Below are 14,574 nucleotides of genomic sequence, written 5' to 3'. Positions count from 1 at the left end.
CGCGCTTGCACACTCCCTAGCCTTGAGGAGTGACCAGCGAACCCAAAGACCCCAGCAGGATCGTCCTGCCCGAAACCCCGGCTGACCAGCGGGACATTCTTGCGGCAGGCGGCGTGGCCTGCTGGAGCGAACCGGTATGGATCGACACCTACGCCCCTGGCAAACCGGACAAGTACCCGCTCTTCCTGGACCGGCGCGTTTACCAGGGCTCCAGCGGCAAGGTCTATCCCATGCCGTTCATTGACAGCATTGAGTCGGTGAAGCAGCCCAGGCTGTGGCAGGCCATCCACCTGGAGAATGAGTACGTCCGCCTGATGCTGCTCCCGGAGATCGGGGGCCGGATCCACGTTGGCTACGACAAGACCGCCGGGTACGACTTCTTCTACCGCAACAACGTGATCAAGCCCGGCTTGGTGGGCCTGGCCGGACCATGGATCTCCGGCGGCGTGGAGTTCAACTGGCCGCAGCACCACCGGCCCGCCACCTTCCTGCCGGTGGAATCCGCCGTCGAACGTTCCGGCACCGGCGACGTGACCGTCTGGCACACTGACCTGGATCCGCTGCAGCGGATGCGCGGAACCCATGGCGTGCGGCTTAGGCCGGGCAGTTCATTGATCGAGGTCGATGGCCGGCTCCACAACCGGACGGATGAGCCGCAGACGTTTCTGTGGTGGGCCAATGTGGCTGCCCGCTCGCATGAGAACTACCAGTCGTTCTTTCCCACTGACGTCCGGTTTGTAGCTGACCATGCGCGCAGGGCCATCACGTCGTTCCCGCGCGCCGACCGGCCCTATTACGGAGTGGACTATCCGGCAGTGGCTGCGGGCGGCGGCCGCCCCGGCGCGGACCGGCTCGATTTCTATGCAAATATCCCCGTCCCGACCTCCTACATGGTCACGGACACGGCGGACAGCTTCTTTGGCGGCTATGACCATGACGCCCAGGCCGGGTTTGTCCACTGGGCGGACCGAACCATCGCGCCGGGCAAGAAGCAGTGGACGTGGGGTAACGGCCCCGTAGGCCGGGCGTGGGACGGGCATTTAACGGACGACGACGGTCCTTACGTCGAGCTGATGGCAGGCGTCTTCACGGACAACCAGCCAGACTTCAGCTACCTTGCCCCGGGTGAGACGCGCACGTTCAGCCAGTACTGGTACCCCATCCGGCAGATGGGCCCGGCCCACCAGGCAAACCTGGACGCCGCCGTCGCGCTGTCCCTCGACGAGCCGGGCAGGGCCGTCACCGTTGGCGTCACCGGCACCAGCCGAAGGAAGAACGCCGCCATTGTCCTGAAACACCGGGGCGGCACGGTCCGGGCCTGGAACGTCCTCCTCTCACCCGCCGATCCGTTCACCGGCACGGTTGAGCTGCACCTACCGGCAAAGGCAGAAGACCTTACGCTCCAGGTCCTCGACAGCGGCCGGGAACTTATTTCCTGGACGCCGCGGCAACCCGTGGACAACGCACCCGGGCCCCGGGTGGCCACCGAACCGGCGCAGCCGCGGGATATGGAAAGCCAGGACGAGCTGTTTGTCACCGCAACCCACCTGGCCCAGAACCGGCACCCCAGCAGGTCAGCCGTGCAGTACCTTGAGGAAATGCTCCGCCGGGATCCGCAGGACTCGCGTGCCTGCATTGCCCTCGGCGCGGCCAAATACCGGGAAGGCCGCTATGGCCGGGCACGGGAACTGCTCGAAAATGCCGTGGCGCGCCTGAGCCGGCGGAACCTGAACCCGCCAAGCGGGGAAGCCCACTACCGGCTGGGCCTGGTCCTGGAGCGGCTCGGCCTCACCGCGGAAGCGGGGGAACGGTTTGGGAAGGCTGCCTGGGACAGGGCCTGGGCGCATCCGGCGCGGCTGGCACTGGCGCGGCTGGCCCTACGATCCAAGGACCCAGCCCTGGCCCTGCAGCACGCCGACGCCGCACAGTCGCTGGAGAGCACCAGTCCCGAAGCGCGGCACCTCCGATACCTGGCGCTGGAGTGGCTGGGAGACAGTGACCAGAGCGACAAACTGCTCCAGGACATCCTGGCCTCCGACCCGCTGGACCCCGCGGCCCTGGCGCTCGCCGGGACCCTGGACGCAGTGGATCCCAAAACCGCGCTGACCGTGGCGTGCTGGCTTGCCCGCGCGGGACAGTGGCAGCGCGCCCTTGAACTGACCGAAACTGAAGCAGCGTCGGAGGCGTACCCGGCGTTCGGCAATCCGGGGCCGCTTCGGCATTACCTGCGCGCCGGCTGGCTGGAGGAGCTCCTGGAACCGGCGGCCGCTGCTGCCGAGCGCGCCAAGGCGCGGCGCGCGGACACCACCTACGCGTTTCCTTATGGATTGGACGACTACGACGCGCTGCTCCGCGCCCTCGAGGCCGATCCCCGCGATCACGTGGCCCACGGGCTCCTGGGTTGCTGGCTGCTGGACGCCGGACGGACCATGGACGCGCTGACCCACCTGGAGAAGTCCCTCACCCACGGCAGTGACAACCCGGTGGTGTGGCGGAATGCCGCGTTGGCTGTGGTCAATACCGGGGGAGATCCTGCTGCTGCCGACGATTACATTGCACGGGCCCTGGAGCTGAGCCCGGGGGACGCCCGGCTCGTTTTTGAACGGGCCATGCTGGCAGGATTGCGCAGCCTTCCGGCGGAGCAGCGGATCGCGGACATCGAGCAGGCCGGCCCTGCCGCCCTGGCCCGCGATGATCTTGCCGTCCTGTACGCAAACCTGCTGACCGACGTCGGACGGCCCCTCGACGCCCTGGCCCTATTGGCGTCGCGCACCTTCCAGCCCTTCGAGGGCGGTGAGGGACTGGCCCTCGCCGCCTATGACCGCGCCGCCGTTCAGCAGGCACGGACGTTGATGGAGCAGGAGCCGACGGCGGCAGTCGCCCTGCTGCGTGAAGGCGCCGAAGCGCCGGCCAACCTGGGCGAAGGGCGGCATCCCGCAAACAGCATGGCCGAGCGGCTGGTGGCGCTGGGCGATGCGCTGGAACGGGCGGGTGACGGGGTTGCTGCCCGTGAGGCGTGGGCAGCGGCCCGCGGGCGCGGGAATGCGCTGGCGGTGGATTCAAAGCCGGTTGGGCCTGCCGACTATTGGCGGGGCGTGGCCTGCATGCGCCTGGGCGACCGGCGGGAAGCGGACCGGATCTGGGGCAGCCTGGAGGACGGCGCCGCCGATCTGGAGGCAGCGCCCGCTGCTCCTGACTACTTCGCCACGTCGCTGCCGGAGCTCTTGCTGTTCGACACTGACAGCGCTGAGTCGCGGGGCGCTGCGGCGGCCTCCCTCCGGCAACTGGCCAGCCACGGCCGGCTACTGGGCCGGCGCCTGCAGACGAAGGAAGAGGTCTCCCTGTGACTGAAGAACCGCGTTACCTCGGGTCCGGGACCCTGGAAGGTGCCGCGCGCGGCCTGACCGGCCCGCCGCCGTCGCACCTTCCCGCCCGCCTGGCCATCACTCTCTGGGACTTCTCCTGGTACACCCGGGCCGAGGACGGCGGTCCCTACGCGGACCTCGATGGGGCCTGCGCCAAGGCGGCGGAGCTCGGCTACAACGCCATCCGCATCTGCGCCGCACCGCTGCTGCTGTTCGGCGGCCTGGGCCTGGACGCGCTCGCGGAGGACCTGGAGATTGAGGGGCTGGGGACTGCACCCGACGGCGGAATCTACGGCCGCGGCACGCGCTGGTACGACGCCCCCGGCGGCTACCGGCTGAATCTGCGGCAACGGCTGCTGGAACTGTTCGGCGCCGCCGAACGGCACGGCCTGGTGGTGGTCCTGGCCAGCTGGGAGTACCAGCAGTCACCTGTGTTTGCCGCGTCCCCGCAGTGGTTCGAGGCCATCGATGCCGTCCCGCTGGCCGACCGTTACCGCGTCCTTGCCGCTGCGTGGGACCGGCTGATCCGCACGGTCACCGACGCAGGACACCGGGACCGCATCGCCCTGGTGGAGCTGCACAACGAGGTGGACTTCTCCATCCTCCCGGCACTGGCCGACGGCGGCATTGAGCAGGTGCGGCGGCTGCGGCGGCTGCACCCCGACCTGTTGATAACGGCCAGCTACGGCAAACCCCCGCACCTTGCCATGCATACAGTTCCCGACGGCCTGGGCGCGGCGCAGTTCCACGTGTACAGCTACGGCGTGCTGGATGCGCTGCAGCGGCAGATCGACATCAGGTCCGAGGGAACGGCAGGCTTCCCCAACCCGGCCCTGCGTGCGCTGCTCCGGAAGGACGCGCCGTCCTTCCCCGACTACGGACGACTGGCCCCGTGGAAATACCGGGCCACTGTGGTCACGGACCAGATGTTCTATGGCTATGACTGGATCGACCCCGGCGCCTGGGATACGTGGCTGCACGACGAGTACGGGCAGTACCGCGAGGTGATGCGGCGCGAGATCGAGTCCCGCGTCATTTCCATCGCCGCATGGGCCCGCTGGAAGAACGTTCCCGCCGTGGTGGGCGAGGGCTGGATCGGGTACACCCCGCTTCTCGGCACGTTCGAGGAGGGCCCGGTGGGGCGGGACCTGGCCGGGCACGGCATCAGAACGGCGCTTGAACATGGCGTCTGGGGCATGGGGCCCTGCTCCAACGCCGCGCCCCACCACCCGTTGTGGGCCGACGAAGAGTGGCAGCGCCGCATCAACACCCTGATACTTACCGCCCCTGCGAACTGAAGGACTTCCGCCAATGCGTGCCCCAGAAACAGCCCTTGAGCTGCTGACCGCCGTCCACCGGCCATTTGCCTCGGAGCTGCGGCTGCCGGCAATGAGCAACAAAGAAGACGTGCACAGCCGGTGGCGGATCACCAGCCACTACCTGGAACACGACCGCCGTCCGGTGATCCCGGTGTCCGGTGAGATCCACTTCAGCAGGCTTCCGCGCAACCGCTGGGAGGACCGGCTCCGGCTGATGAAGGCAGGCGGGATCACGGTGGTGGCCTGCTACGTCTTCTGGATCCATCACGAGCCCGTCCAGGGGAAGCCGCGCTTTGACGGCAACCTGGATGTGGCTGCCTTCGTTCGGTTGTGCGCATCCGTCGGCCTGGACGTGGTCCTGCGCATCGGACCCTGGGCCCACGGGGAGGTCCGCAACGGCGGGTATCCGGACTGGGTCCAGGCGGCCGCCGTCGAACACCGCACCAACGATCCCGCCTACCTGGCGCTGGTGGAGCGCTGGTACAACCTGGTAGGTGCGCAGCTTGCCGGCCTCACCGGGCCGGGGAGCAACGTCATCGGCATCCAGCTGGAGAACGAACTCTACGACCAGCCCCGGCACCTCAGCGAGCTGAAGAAATTGGCGCGTTCGGCGGGGCTCAGTGCTCCGATCTGGACGGCCACGGCGTGGGGCGGAGCCGAATTGCCCCTGGAAGACGTGCTGCCGGTTTTCGGCGGCTACGGCGATGGCTTCTGGGTGGACGCGGACGCGCCCTGGGACCCCACCTTCCGGCAGCACTATTTCTTCAGCCACCAGTGGGACGATCCCGGCATCGGCGCCGACTTGCGCGAGCATTTGTCCGGCGGCGGGGTTTCGGCGCCACGATCTGTTTCCGACCTCTACCCGCCGGCCACCTGCGAGCTGACCGGCGGCATGGCCACGGCCTACCAGCGCCGACCCTGGCCTGCGGGCAGGGATGTGGCTGCGGTGGCGAACAACAAGATTGGCAGCGGCTCCGCCTGGCAGGGGTACTACATGTTTGCCGGCGGGGCCAACCCCGCAGCAGGCCTGCAGGAGTCCCAAGCCACGGGTTATCCGAACGACCTGCCGGTGTTCGACTACGACTTCCATGCCCCGATAGGTGCGTCCGGCAGGCTGGCGCCAGGTTTCGGGCTGCTGCGCCGGCAGCATGCGTTCCTGGGAGCGTTCGGGGAGCGGTTGGCGCGCATGCCGTCCACGCTACCGGACCGGGTGCCGTCAGGAGTTGAGGATTCCGGGGCGTTGCGGTGGGCGCTGCGCTCGGACGGGCACTCCGGGTTCGTCTTCATCACCTGGCACCAGCCACATATTCCCCTTCAGGTATACTCCGGTGCCCAGTTCCGGCTGGGCCTCGAGGCTGGAGCAACAACGTTCCCCCCAAACCCCGTGGACATTCCCCCTGGGACCATCGCCGCGTGGCCGGTGAGCCTTGAGGTCGGGGGCGTGCGGCTGGCCTGGGCCACCGCCACCCCGCTGACGGTGCTCAATACCGCCGGTGCGCCCACCCTGGTCCTGGCAGCCGAGGCAGGGATCGAGCCGAACCTGTGCTTTCCGGACGGGACCGTGCTGGAGGGGCCAGCCACTGCGCTGGGCGGAGGTGCCTACACCCTTGATGCCTCCGCGCCGGCGGCGTTGACGGCGACCTCGGGCCAGGGCGTCCTCAAGGTCCTGATACTGCCCGCAGCCGTGGCGGATGAGGCCTGGGTCCTGGATTCGGGGCGGGGCCGGGAACTGGTGCTGTCCGCGGACCCGGTCTGGGTGGACGCTGAGGGGCGGCTGGCTGGGAGGTCGCCGGGAACGCCTTGCGTCCGGCGGTACTCGGCAGGGGACTGCCGCTTTGAGGACGTAGCCGCCCAAGCCGCAGTCCAGGGGCCGGCACGCCAATCCGTGCCTGTGGAGCTTGTCCGTGCTGCGCAGCCTGTTCCTGCCTCCTTTGGCTCGCTGGCCGGCCGGGCAGCGGCGCCGGACGGTGAAACCATCGGTGGGCTCTCGGCCCTGTACCGGCTTGAACTTCCGACGCCGGGACGTGCCGCCGCGGGCGGGATGACGGAGTTGGAGATCGCCTGGGCGGGCGACGTCGCCCGGTTGCTGGTCGATGGCCGGGTGGTGGCTGACAGGTTCTGGGACGGCTCCCCTTGGCTCCTCGAAACCAGTGATGCGGGCATCCAGCCCGGATCCGACGTCGTCCTTCAGATCCTTCCGCTGCCCAAGGCCGCCAAGGTGGGGGTGCCTGCGGCCGCCCAGCGTCGACGGGATGCATCCGCCGGCGACCTGCTGGCCCTGGACAGCGTCCAGGTGGTCCGCTGGACGGATTGGCGGGAAGCCCGCGACTGATGCGCCGCCCCCGTCATAGGATGGACATTTCGTGACGGAAGGAGCGGACGTGGAACGGGCGCACGGCTTCGCCAACCAGCGGCTGGTGGTGGTGCCACGTCCACTGGTCCGTGAGGCTCTTGCCCGTCCCATTACCCGGCATCTGGTGGTTACGGACGCCGGCGTCTTTCCTGCCGCGGAAGACCACGGACGCCACCGTCCCCTCGGCGCCGAGGAAACCATCATCATCCTCTGCGTCGCCGGACGGGGGTGGGTGGAAACCACCGGTGCGCGGACCGAGGTCGGCAAGGCGGCCGCCGTCGTCCTTCCCGGCGGAACCGGCCAGGCACATGCGTACGGTGCCGCCCCCGGCGATCCATGGACGATCTGGTGGTGCCATGTGCGTGGAAGCGATGTTGCCGAGTTGGTGGCCGAGGCCGGAGTGGGGACCGACCGGCCCATCATTCCACTGCTGGCCGTGGACCGGCTGACGGCCATGCTGGACGAGATCATTACGGCCCTGGAGAAGGACCAGTCGCCGGCGCGGCTGGTGGCCACGGCCGGGATGGCGTGGAAGTTGCTGGCCACGCTGGCGGTGGAACGCCGCGCTCCGGAGACGGGGACGCCGCTCCAGCAGGCCCTGAACTACCTGGAGGAACGGGCGCACGGGACCGTCCGGCTGCCGGAACTCGCCGCGCTGGTGGGGGTGTCGCCGTCACACCTCAGCAAGCTGTTCCGCGAAGCCACGGGCGGTGGAGTCCTGGCCCACCACACCGCCCTGAAGATGGCCCGGGCCCGGCACCTTCTGGACACCACTGACCTGTCCATCGCCCAGGTGGGCCGGGAAGTCGGCCTGCAGGACCAGTTCTACTTTTCGCGCCAGTTCCGCCGGCTGCACGGGGTCAGCCCCAGCGCCTACCGGGCCGAACGGAAGGGGTAGTTCACCTTCCGGTCCGTCAGTTACAGCAGGGGATGGCCCCGGGTTTCCTGCTCCCCGGCATCCGCCTGCTCTCCGGCCCGGGTGGTGGCACGCTCAATGATTTCGTGGGCAATCGCGTACACCTTGCGGTTCGTGTCCTGGCTCAACTGGCTCATGAGCCCGAACGCTTCGTCTGCCGTGACGCCGGTGCGCCCCATCAGGATGCCCTTGGCCTGCTCGATGGCTGCGCGGTTTACTGCGGAGGCGGCCACTGCCTCGGTGGCGAGCTGATGTCGGTCCGTGTGAATCGAGGTGGTGAGGTCCACAACTACGCCCCAGACTCCGATGGGAGTGGTGCCGTCCATGATGTAGTCCGCTGAGTACAGCAACTTGTGCTGGCGGTCCTTGCGGTCCCGGATGGACACGTAGATGGACGACGGCCCGCCATGCTTGGAGACGTGGTCCCAGTATGCCTGGACCCTCGGCCGGTCTTCGGGCTCGATATGGGGGAGAACCATTTCCATTGAGGGAACCACCTCGCCCCGTTCATAGCCGTACATCCGGTACAGGCCGTCAGACCAGCGGAAGATGCCGTCTGCGAAGTAGTACTCGACCAGCCCCGTAGGGCAGTTGAGAAAGTCGTTCTGTGGGATCCCTCCCTGAAAAGGTCCCGGGTACTTGCTGCTGGAGATCACTGGCGGACCGTTCGACGTGCTTGGCCTGGCGCTGTCCCCTCGAGCCGGGCTTGAAAGGACCAGAATATAGCAACCCATATGCCGGTTAGGCGACAGGCAGCCGTGCCGCAATGCCCGCCACGTTCAACTGCAGGATTGCTGCGTGCCCTCCCCATCGGCGGCGGTGACCTCCATGTTCGCGATGGCCTGCCGCACCACCGCCAGGTCTAGGTCACCGAGGCCCTGCGCGAGCAGTTCCGCGTAGAGCTCAAGCCCGGCACGTGCCAGGGGCACGGCAGTACCGGCGTGGTCTGCAGCCTCCAGTACAAAGGACAGATCCTTGTGCATGAACTTCGCCGGGCCGGTCGGGGTGTAGTCCTTCGCCGCGAGCCGGGGTCCCACCAGCTCCAGCACCCTGCTCGCAGCGAGACCGCCGGACAGGACCTCGAAGAGGGCTTCCACGTCCAGGCCGGAGCGTTCCGCAAGCTCAGCCGCCTCGGCGAGAGCCGCCGTCGTGGTCCCGACGATCAGCTGGTTGCAGGCCTTGGCGAGTGAGCCGGCACCCAAGTCACCCATCCGGCGTACGGAGGTCCCCATGGCCTCCAAAACCGGGCGCCCCCGCTCGAAGTCCTCCGGGGATCCGCCGGCCATAATGGCCAGGGTTCCCCGCTGCGCGCCGGCAGTACCGCCGCTGACCGGTGCGTCGAGCACCGTGGCCTTCCCGCCGCTGGCATCCGCAACGGCGAGCCCAAAGGCCCGCACCGCAACCGGCGACACGCTGCTCATCACCACAACGAGTGTTCCCGGTGCGGGCGGCACGGACCGCCACGCATCCAGGAGGCCGGCCGCAGCGTCCTCGATGAAGGAGAGGTCGGGAAGCATGAAGATGATGACGGGTTCGTCCCGGAGGTCCGCAACGTGGCCGACGCCGGACCCGCCCAGCGACTCCAGGTCGCGGACGGCCGAGGGGGAGCGGTTCCATCCCGTAACCTGCCACGCTGCCTTGAGCAGGTTGGCGGCCATCGGCGCCCCCATCAGCCCCAACCCGACGAATCCCGCGCGCTTGGGCGCGGGATTCGTCAGGGCGTCGTTACCGCTATTCACCTGGCGTCCTCCACGACCACCAGGTCGCGGCCGTTGGTTTCCGGGGTGAAGAACGTGGTGACGAAGGAGATGCCCGCCAGGACCAGCGAGTAGAGCGCCGGCACCAGCCAGGAGTGGTTGGTGGCCGCCAGCAGTGCGACGCCGATCATCGGGGCGAAGCCTCCGGCGAGCACCGCGGAGAGTTCACGGCTGAGGGCTACGCCGGTGAAGCGGTGCTGGGAGCCGAACAGTTCAGGGAGCAGGGCGCACTGCGGGCCGAGCATGGCCTGCACGCCCAGGGCGATGCCCACCACCATGACCACCCAGACCAGGGCGACGTTGCCGAGCGTGACCAGGTAGAAGGCCGGCAGGGCGATGACGGCCTGGAAGAGCGCGCCGTAGCGGTACACGGGAACCCGGCCAAAGCGGTCGGACAGGGCGCCGAAGGCGACAACCAGCACCGCTGCGAAGCCCGCGGCAATCAGCAGGCCGGTGGGGCCGATGAACTTGTCGCCGGGGAAGACGCCGGCCGGCATGCTGATGAAGGACACCAGCAGTGCGGAGTAGATGGAGGAGTTTCCGTTTTCTCCCATGCGGAGGCCAATGCCCACCAGCACGTTCTTCTTGGAGTGCTTCCAGATCTGGCCCACGGGGTTCTTCACCACGGCCTTGTGCTTTTCGAGTTCCTGGAAGACCGGGGTCTCCTTGAGGCGGAGCCTGATGAAGATGGCGATGGCGATCAGGATGACGCTGGCCAGGAAGGGAACGCGCCAGAGCCAGCCCTGCAGGACCTGCTTGTCCGCCAGGGCCATCAGGGCGAAGGTTCCGGCGCCCAGGAGGGTGCCCAGCTGGATGCCAACGAACGGCAGGGAGGCAAAGAAACCACGACGGCGGCGCGGGGCCACCTCGGAGATGAGGGTGGTGGCGCCTGCCTGTTCGGCGCCGGCGCCCAGGCCCTGGAGGATGCGCAGCGTCACCAGGAGTACCGCCCCGAGCATGCCCGCCTGGTCGAAGGTGGGCAGGAGGCCGATGGCGCAGCTGGACAGGCCCATGAGGCCGATGGTCAGGATCAGCACCATTTTGCGGCCGAAGCGGTCGCCGATGTGGCCGAACACCACGCCCCCGAAGGGCCGGGCGGCGAATCCGACGCCGTAGGTGGCGAAGGAGGCAATGACCGCTCCGCTTTCCCCGAGCGGCGCAAAGAACAGCGGCCCGAAGATCAGGGCCGAGGCCAGGCCGTAGATGTAGAAGTCGTAGTACTCCAGGGCGGAACCCACGGAGCTGGCAAGTGTTGCCCTTCGCAGCTGGTCCGGATCGACGACGGCGCCGTCCGTGGTGGCCTGCGGTGAGTTAGTACGAGTTGTCACGAGAACTCCCTCTAATGCACTCCAGGCCCCCGTTGGCCTGGTGGGATAGCGACAACACCTATTGTGTCGGTCACTATGCTGAACACAATACAGCAAGCTGAACAACGAGCAACAGTTTTTGGTTTTGAAGTTCCGAAAGGCCGCCAGGCCGCCGCGGTCCCTAACCCATCGGGTTGCCCAGGGAGTGGGCCAGTTCCTGCAGTTCCTTGACCATCTGCGAGCCCTGCTCGGGCGTGTAGGTGGCCTTCAATGCCGTTACGGACAGGCCCAAACTGGGTCCGTGGGCTCCGCGGGTGGGAACGGAAACGGCGAGGCACACCACCCCGGTGGTTGACTCCTCATCCTCGAAGGCATAACCCTGCTCGCGGATCTCTTTCAGCTGTGCCTTGAGCTCCGCGCCTGTGCGCAGGGATTTCGGCGTGAGGACCGGCAGTTCGGCGTCGTCCGGGAACATTTCCTCCAGGTCATGGTCACGCAGCCGCGCGATCAGGGCCTTGCCCACGGCGCACAGGGACACCGGCATCTTGTCACCGATGTTGGACGTGAGCCGCACGGCGGGATGGCCCTCGTACCGGGCCAGGTAAATGACGTTGGTACCGTCCAGCATTGCGATCCGGACCGTCTCGCGGGACAGGACGGAGGCCTGCTCGCAGTAGCGGTAAAACTCCTGCACCTCGTCCATGCGCCCAAGATAGGCGGCGCCCAGTTCCACCAGCTTCCGGCCCAGGGTGAACTCAGCGCCCTGCCTGCTGATCAGGCGCGCCTCCTCCAGTGCCAGCAGGAGGTTGGAGGTGGATGACTTTGGAATTCCCACCTCGCGCGAGAGGTCGCTCAGTGTCAGCCGGCCGGTGGCCGAGGCGGCGAGGGCGTCCAGCACGGCCGCTGCCCGGGTGACTGCCGGCGCCGGCGAGGCGGCTCCCGGCTTGTCGGAGGAAGCGGAAGGTTGGGAATCGGCCATAATTCTCCTTAGGTCGCCAGGGCAGACTTCGGTAGGCGTTCAGTGGACTGAACGCTATCCATCATAAAGGGGTTGGCACCCCTCCCTGTCCCCCGCCTTCAGGCGACGGTGTTGCTCAGCGCGCCGATACCTTCCACCACGATGTCCACCCGATCCCCGGGCGCCACGGGTACTGCGGTGGCCGGCGCGCCCGTCATCACGACGTCGCCGGGTTCAAGGGTCAGCCAGGTCGTGACGTAGACGAGGCAGTCCACCACACTGGACGGCAGATTGAAGGTGCCGGAGTTCGCCTTCGCGGTTCCATTGACATAGACGTCGATGCCCGCGTGCTCCGGATTACGGAGTTCGGTCTCTATCCAGGGACCCAGGGGCGTGTAGTTGACCCCGGCCTTGCCTTGGAAGTTCCGTTCGTCCACCGCGTTCTGGTCCACATTGGTGACGTCGTTGACGCACGTGTAGCCCAGGACGTGCTCCAGGGCATTCGAGGCCGTGAGGTTGGTGGCTGTTTTGCCGATTATGGCGGCCAGTTCACCCTCTGCGTGGACGGTGCCGCGGTCACGGGCCGCCACTATGGCCCCTCCCGGTGGGGCAACGGTGTGGACGGACTTGTGCCACGCCTGGATGGGCAAAGGGTGGTCATTCAGCGTCCGGTTGTGGCCAATGCCCAGGACGACGGCGGGCGTCACCGGGGCGAGGAAAGTGGCCTCACTGAATGGCGTGGTGCCGCCGGTGTAGCGAAGGGTGGCGGCGAATGGGTCAGCCACGTGATGCCACATCCCGTCCCGTTCGACGGCGTGCTGGGGGCCTGCTGCTGTTGTGATCCTGGCGATACGCATAATCGCCGCTCAGTAGAAGTGGACCGTATCCACGAGGTGGGGGAGATCCCCGCCGTCGAGGAAGGTGCGGAGGTTGCTGCAGAACCGTTCGGTGATCAGGCGGTTCTCGGCCGCGCTGAGGGCTGACGTGTGCGGTGAAACCATGATCTTGGGGTGCTTCCACAAGGGGCTGTCCTGCGGCAGCGGCTCCACGGCGAAGACATCCAGGCATGCGTAGCCCACCTGGCCGTTATCCAATGCCTCCAGCAGTGCCTCCTCATCCACCACGGTTCCCCGGCCCACGTTGACGAAGGTGGTTCCGGGCTTCATGGCGGCGAAAAGCTCACGGTTGAACAGTTTTTCCGTGTAGGCGGTGCCGGGCAGCGTATTGACGACGGCGTCTGCCGTGGCGAGGAGGGCGGGGAGGCCGTCGTTGTCCACCACGTGGTCGATGCCGGCGATGGGTTCCACGTTCCGCTTGGTCCCGCTGACCTTCATGCCCAGGGCCCGGGCGATCCGGGCGGTTTCCAGGCCTATTTCGCCGAGGCCGGCGACCGCCAAATTCGACCCGTTGACCAACCGGGTGGGGACCCGGAGTTCTGGCCAAACCCGGGCCCGTTGGTCTTCGGCCAGTTCCGCGCTCCGCTTGAAGCCGTTCAGGATTCCCATCACGGCGAACTCCGCGAGGGGGAGGGCATGTACTCCGGCGGACGTTGTGATTCTGAATTTCTGCAGAAGGTCCCGGCTCAGGCCGGATGCCTTGACTGCTCCACCCGCACCGGCCGCCATGGCGTGGACCCATTCCAGCCCCGGGTTTTCCAGCGCGACTCGGGCCAGGCCTGCGGGGCTTTCGTTAGGGAACCCGTAAAGTACCTGGGCGCTGTTGAGCATGGCCCAATAGCGTTCCTCCTGCTCTTCGGTGCGCTTGAAGGCGGGGTCACCAGCGTGATCTGCAGGATAGCGTTCCGGCGGCAGGAGTTCGGGCTCGTAGACGACGGAGATGGACGGGTCAACGGCGCGGATCTGGTCCACGAGCTCTGCCTCGAGCGGGACGGCGATGGCCACAGTCTTACAGGGAGTCATTCGTTCACTATACTGGTTGCCGTCCCATATGGTGAACAACACCCTCCGGTTGCCCGACCGTTGACCCGGCTCGGAACCTGCACCGCTAGGGACCCGGATCAGCCCGCGCGTGGTTCCGGTGCGTGGTCGCGGCGAGGAGTTTCGCGGCAAGGACTGCCGACAGGGCCGCGAACGGAAGCTCAACGAGGACTGCTTCCAGGACCGCGGTGAGAAGTGGTGGACCCTGCTGGGCTGTCGTGACGTCGAAGAGGGCGTCAATGCAGAGGCTGGTGGAGAAGGCCGTGGCGGTAAGGATCGCCAGGGTGCTGTTCCTGAAGAGAAACACCGCGGTCAGCAGCGCGGAGAGGGCTTCAAAGGCGTCCAGGGCCAGCCAGGCCGTGTTCCAGTTGTAGGCGACGGTTACGGAGGGCATCGTCCCGCCCAAATAGAGAATCCAGGCGACGTAGAAGAGGGTAGAAGCGGCGCCGCAGGCGATCGCCAGGCGCCGCCATCCCAACCCCCTGACCCTGACCAAAAGGCGCCGACGGACGCGAAGGATCAAGACCAGCGCCAGAAGGACCACCCCGAGCTTCAGCCCGATGAAGTGGGGTCCGGTCAGGCGCCCACTCGCAGCCGCCAAGGACGCGAGAGCCTCTGGTCCCCGCATGTCCAACACCTCCGTGTCTTCCGTTAGTGCCTGA

General features: G+C 67.4%; 11 protein-coding genes. 4 read left to right on the top strand and 7 right to left on the bottom strand.

The window, feature by feature from the left end:
- Positions 1-29 precede the first annotated feature (29 nt).
- The 4 genes from ACFO0G_RS15065 to ACFO0G_RS15050 are packed head-to-tail and all read left to right on the top strand — an operon-like array spanning position 30 to position 7,935.
- Positions 30-3,347: a DUF5107 domain-containing protein gene (locus ACFO0G_RS15065; RefSeq protein ID WP_376978595.1), complete on the top strand. Its 3,318-nt coding sequence runs from the start codon at positions 30-32 to the stop codon at positions 3,345-3,347.
- A complete protein-coding gene (locus ACFO0G_RS15060) occupies positions 3,344-4,663 on the top strand; it encodes a cellulase-like family protein (RefSeq protein WP_376978593.1) in 1,320 nt (439 codons plus the stop codon). The genes ACFO0G_RS15065 and ACFO0G_RS15060 overlap by 4 nt, the downstream gene beginning before the upstream one ends.
- A gap of 13 nt (positions 4,664-4,676) precedes the next feature.
- A complete protein-coding gene (locus ACFO0G_RS15055) occupies positions 4,677-7,016 on the top strand; it encodes a beta-galactosidase (protein WP_376978591.1) in 2,340 nt (779 codons plus the stop codon).
- 31 nt (positions 7,017-7,047) lie between these two features.
- The gene (locus tag ACFO0G_RS15050) at positions 7,048-7,935 is read left to right on the top strand and encodes a helix-turn-helix domain-containing protein (RefSeq protein ID WP_376978589.1); all 888 of its coding nucleotides are present in this window, start codon (positions 7,048-7,050) and stop codon (positions 7,933-7,935) included.
- Positions 7,936-7,955: 20 nt separating this feature from the next.
- Here the strand turns inward: ACFO0G_RS15050 and ACFO0G_RS15045 are convergent, their stop codons facing one another.
- From ACFO0G_RS15045 to ACFO0G_RS15015, 7 genes are all read right to left on the bottom strand, one after another.
- Positions 7,956-8,609 (bottom strand): ANTAR domain-containing protein, encoded by a 654-nt coding sequence (locus ACFO0G_RS15045; protein ID WP_286400798.1) that lies wholly within the window; start codon positions 8,607-8,609, stop codon positions 7,956-7,958.
- A 123-nt stretch (positions 8,610-8,732) separates the two neighbouring features.
- Complete coding sequence (locus tag ACFO0G_RS15040; protein ID WP_286400800.1) at positions 8,733-9,692, bottom strand: NAD(P)-dependent oxidoreductase; 960 nt, start codon at positions 9,690-9,692, stop codon at positions 8,733-8,735.
- On the bottom strand, positions 9,689-11,038 hold the full coding sequence (locus ACFO0G_RS15035) for an MFS transporter (RefSeq protein WP_142131826.1): 1,350 nt from the start codon (positions 11,036-11,038) through the stop codon (positions 9,689-9,691). Before ACFO0G_RS15035 ends, ACFO0G_RS15040 begins: the two co-directional genes overlap by 4 nt.
- A gap of 160 nt (positions 11,039-11,198) precedes the next feature.
- Positions 11,199-11,996 carry an IclR family transcriptional regulator gene (locus tag ACFO0G_RS15030; RefSeq protein WP_286400802.1) on the bottom strand — a complete coding sequence of 266 codons (798 nt, stop codon included), beginning with the start codon at positions 11,994-11,996 and terminating at the stop codon, positions 11,199-11,201.
- A gap of 98 nt (positions 11,997-12,094) precedes the next feature.
- A complete protein-coding gene (locus ACFO0G_RS15025) occupies positions 12,095-12,832 on the bottom strand; it encodes a fumarylacetoacetate hydrolase family protein (protein WP_376978584.1) in 738 nt (245 codons plus the stop codon).
- A 9-nt stretch (positions 12,833-12,841) separates the two neighbouring features.
- Positions 12,842-13,894 carry a D-2-hydroxyacid dehydrogenase gene (locus tag ACFO0G_RS15020; protein WP_376978581.1) on the bottom strand — a complete coding sequence of 351 codons (1,053 nt, stop codon included), beginning with the start codon at positions 13,892-13,894 and terminating at the stop codon, positions 12,842-12,844.
- 85 nt (positions 13,895-13,979) lie between these two features.
- Positions 13,980-14,540 carry a hypothetical protein gene (locus ACFO0G_RS15015; protein ID WP_286400807.1) on the bottom strand — a complete coding sequence of 187 codons (561 nt, stop codon included), beginning with the start codon at positions 14,538-14,540 and terminating at the stop codon, positions 13,980-13,982.
- Between the last annotated feature and the right edge of the window lie 34 nt (positions 14,541-14,574).

The organism is Arthrobacter sedimenti, assembly GCF_042652025.1.
In the GTDB taxonomy this organism is placed as follows: Bacteria; Actinomycetota; Actinomycetes; order Actinomycetales; family Micrococcaceae; genus Arthrobacter; species Arthrobacter sedimenti.
Note: the sequence above shows the minus strand (reverse complement) of the source record. Positions and strands in the feature narration are given on the sequence as shown.

What these genes read in the sequence shown, in the direction of transcription:
- ACFO0G_RS15020 (WP_376978581.1), bottom strand. Translation starts at nt 13,894, where the DNA reads ATGACTCCCTGTAAGACTGTGGCCATCGCCGTCCCGCTCGAGGCAGAG.
- ACFO0G_RS15015 (WP_286400807.1), bottom strand. Translation starts at nt 14,540, where the DNA reads ATGCGGGGACCAGAGGCTCTCGCGTCCTTGGCGGCTGCGAGTGGGCGC.
- ACFO0G_RS15025 (WP_376978584.1), bottom strand. Translation starts at nt 12,832, where the DNA reads ATGCGTATCGCCAGGATCACAACAGCAGCAGGCCCCCAGCACGCCGTC.
- ACFO0G_RS15030 (WP_286400802.1), bottom strand. Translation starts at nt 11,996, where the DNA reads ATGGCCGATTCCCAACCTTCCGCTTCCTCCGACAAGCCGGGAGCCGCC.
- ACFO0G_RS15055 (WP_376978591.1), top strand. Translation starts at nt 4,677, where the DNA reads ATGCGTGCCCCAGAAACAGCCCTTGAGCTGCTGACCGCCGTCCACCGG.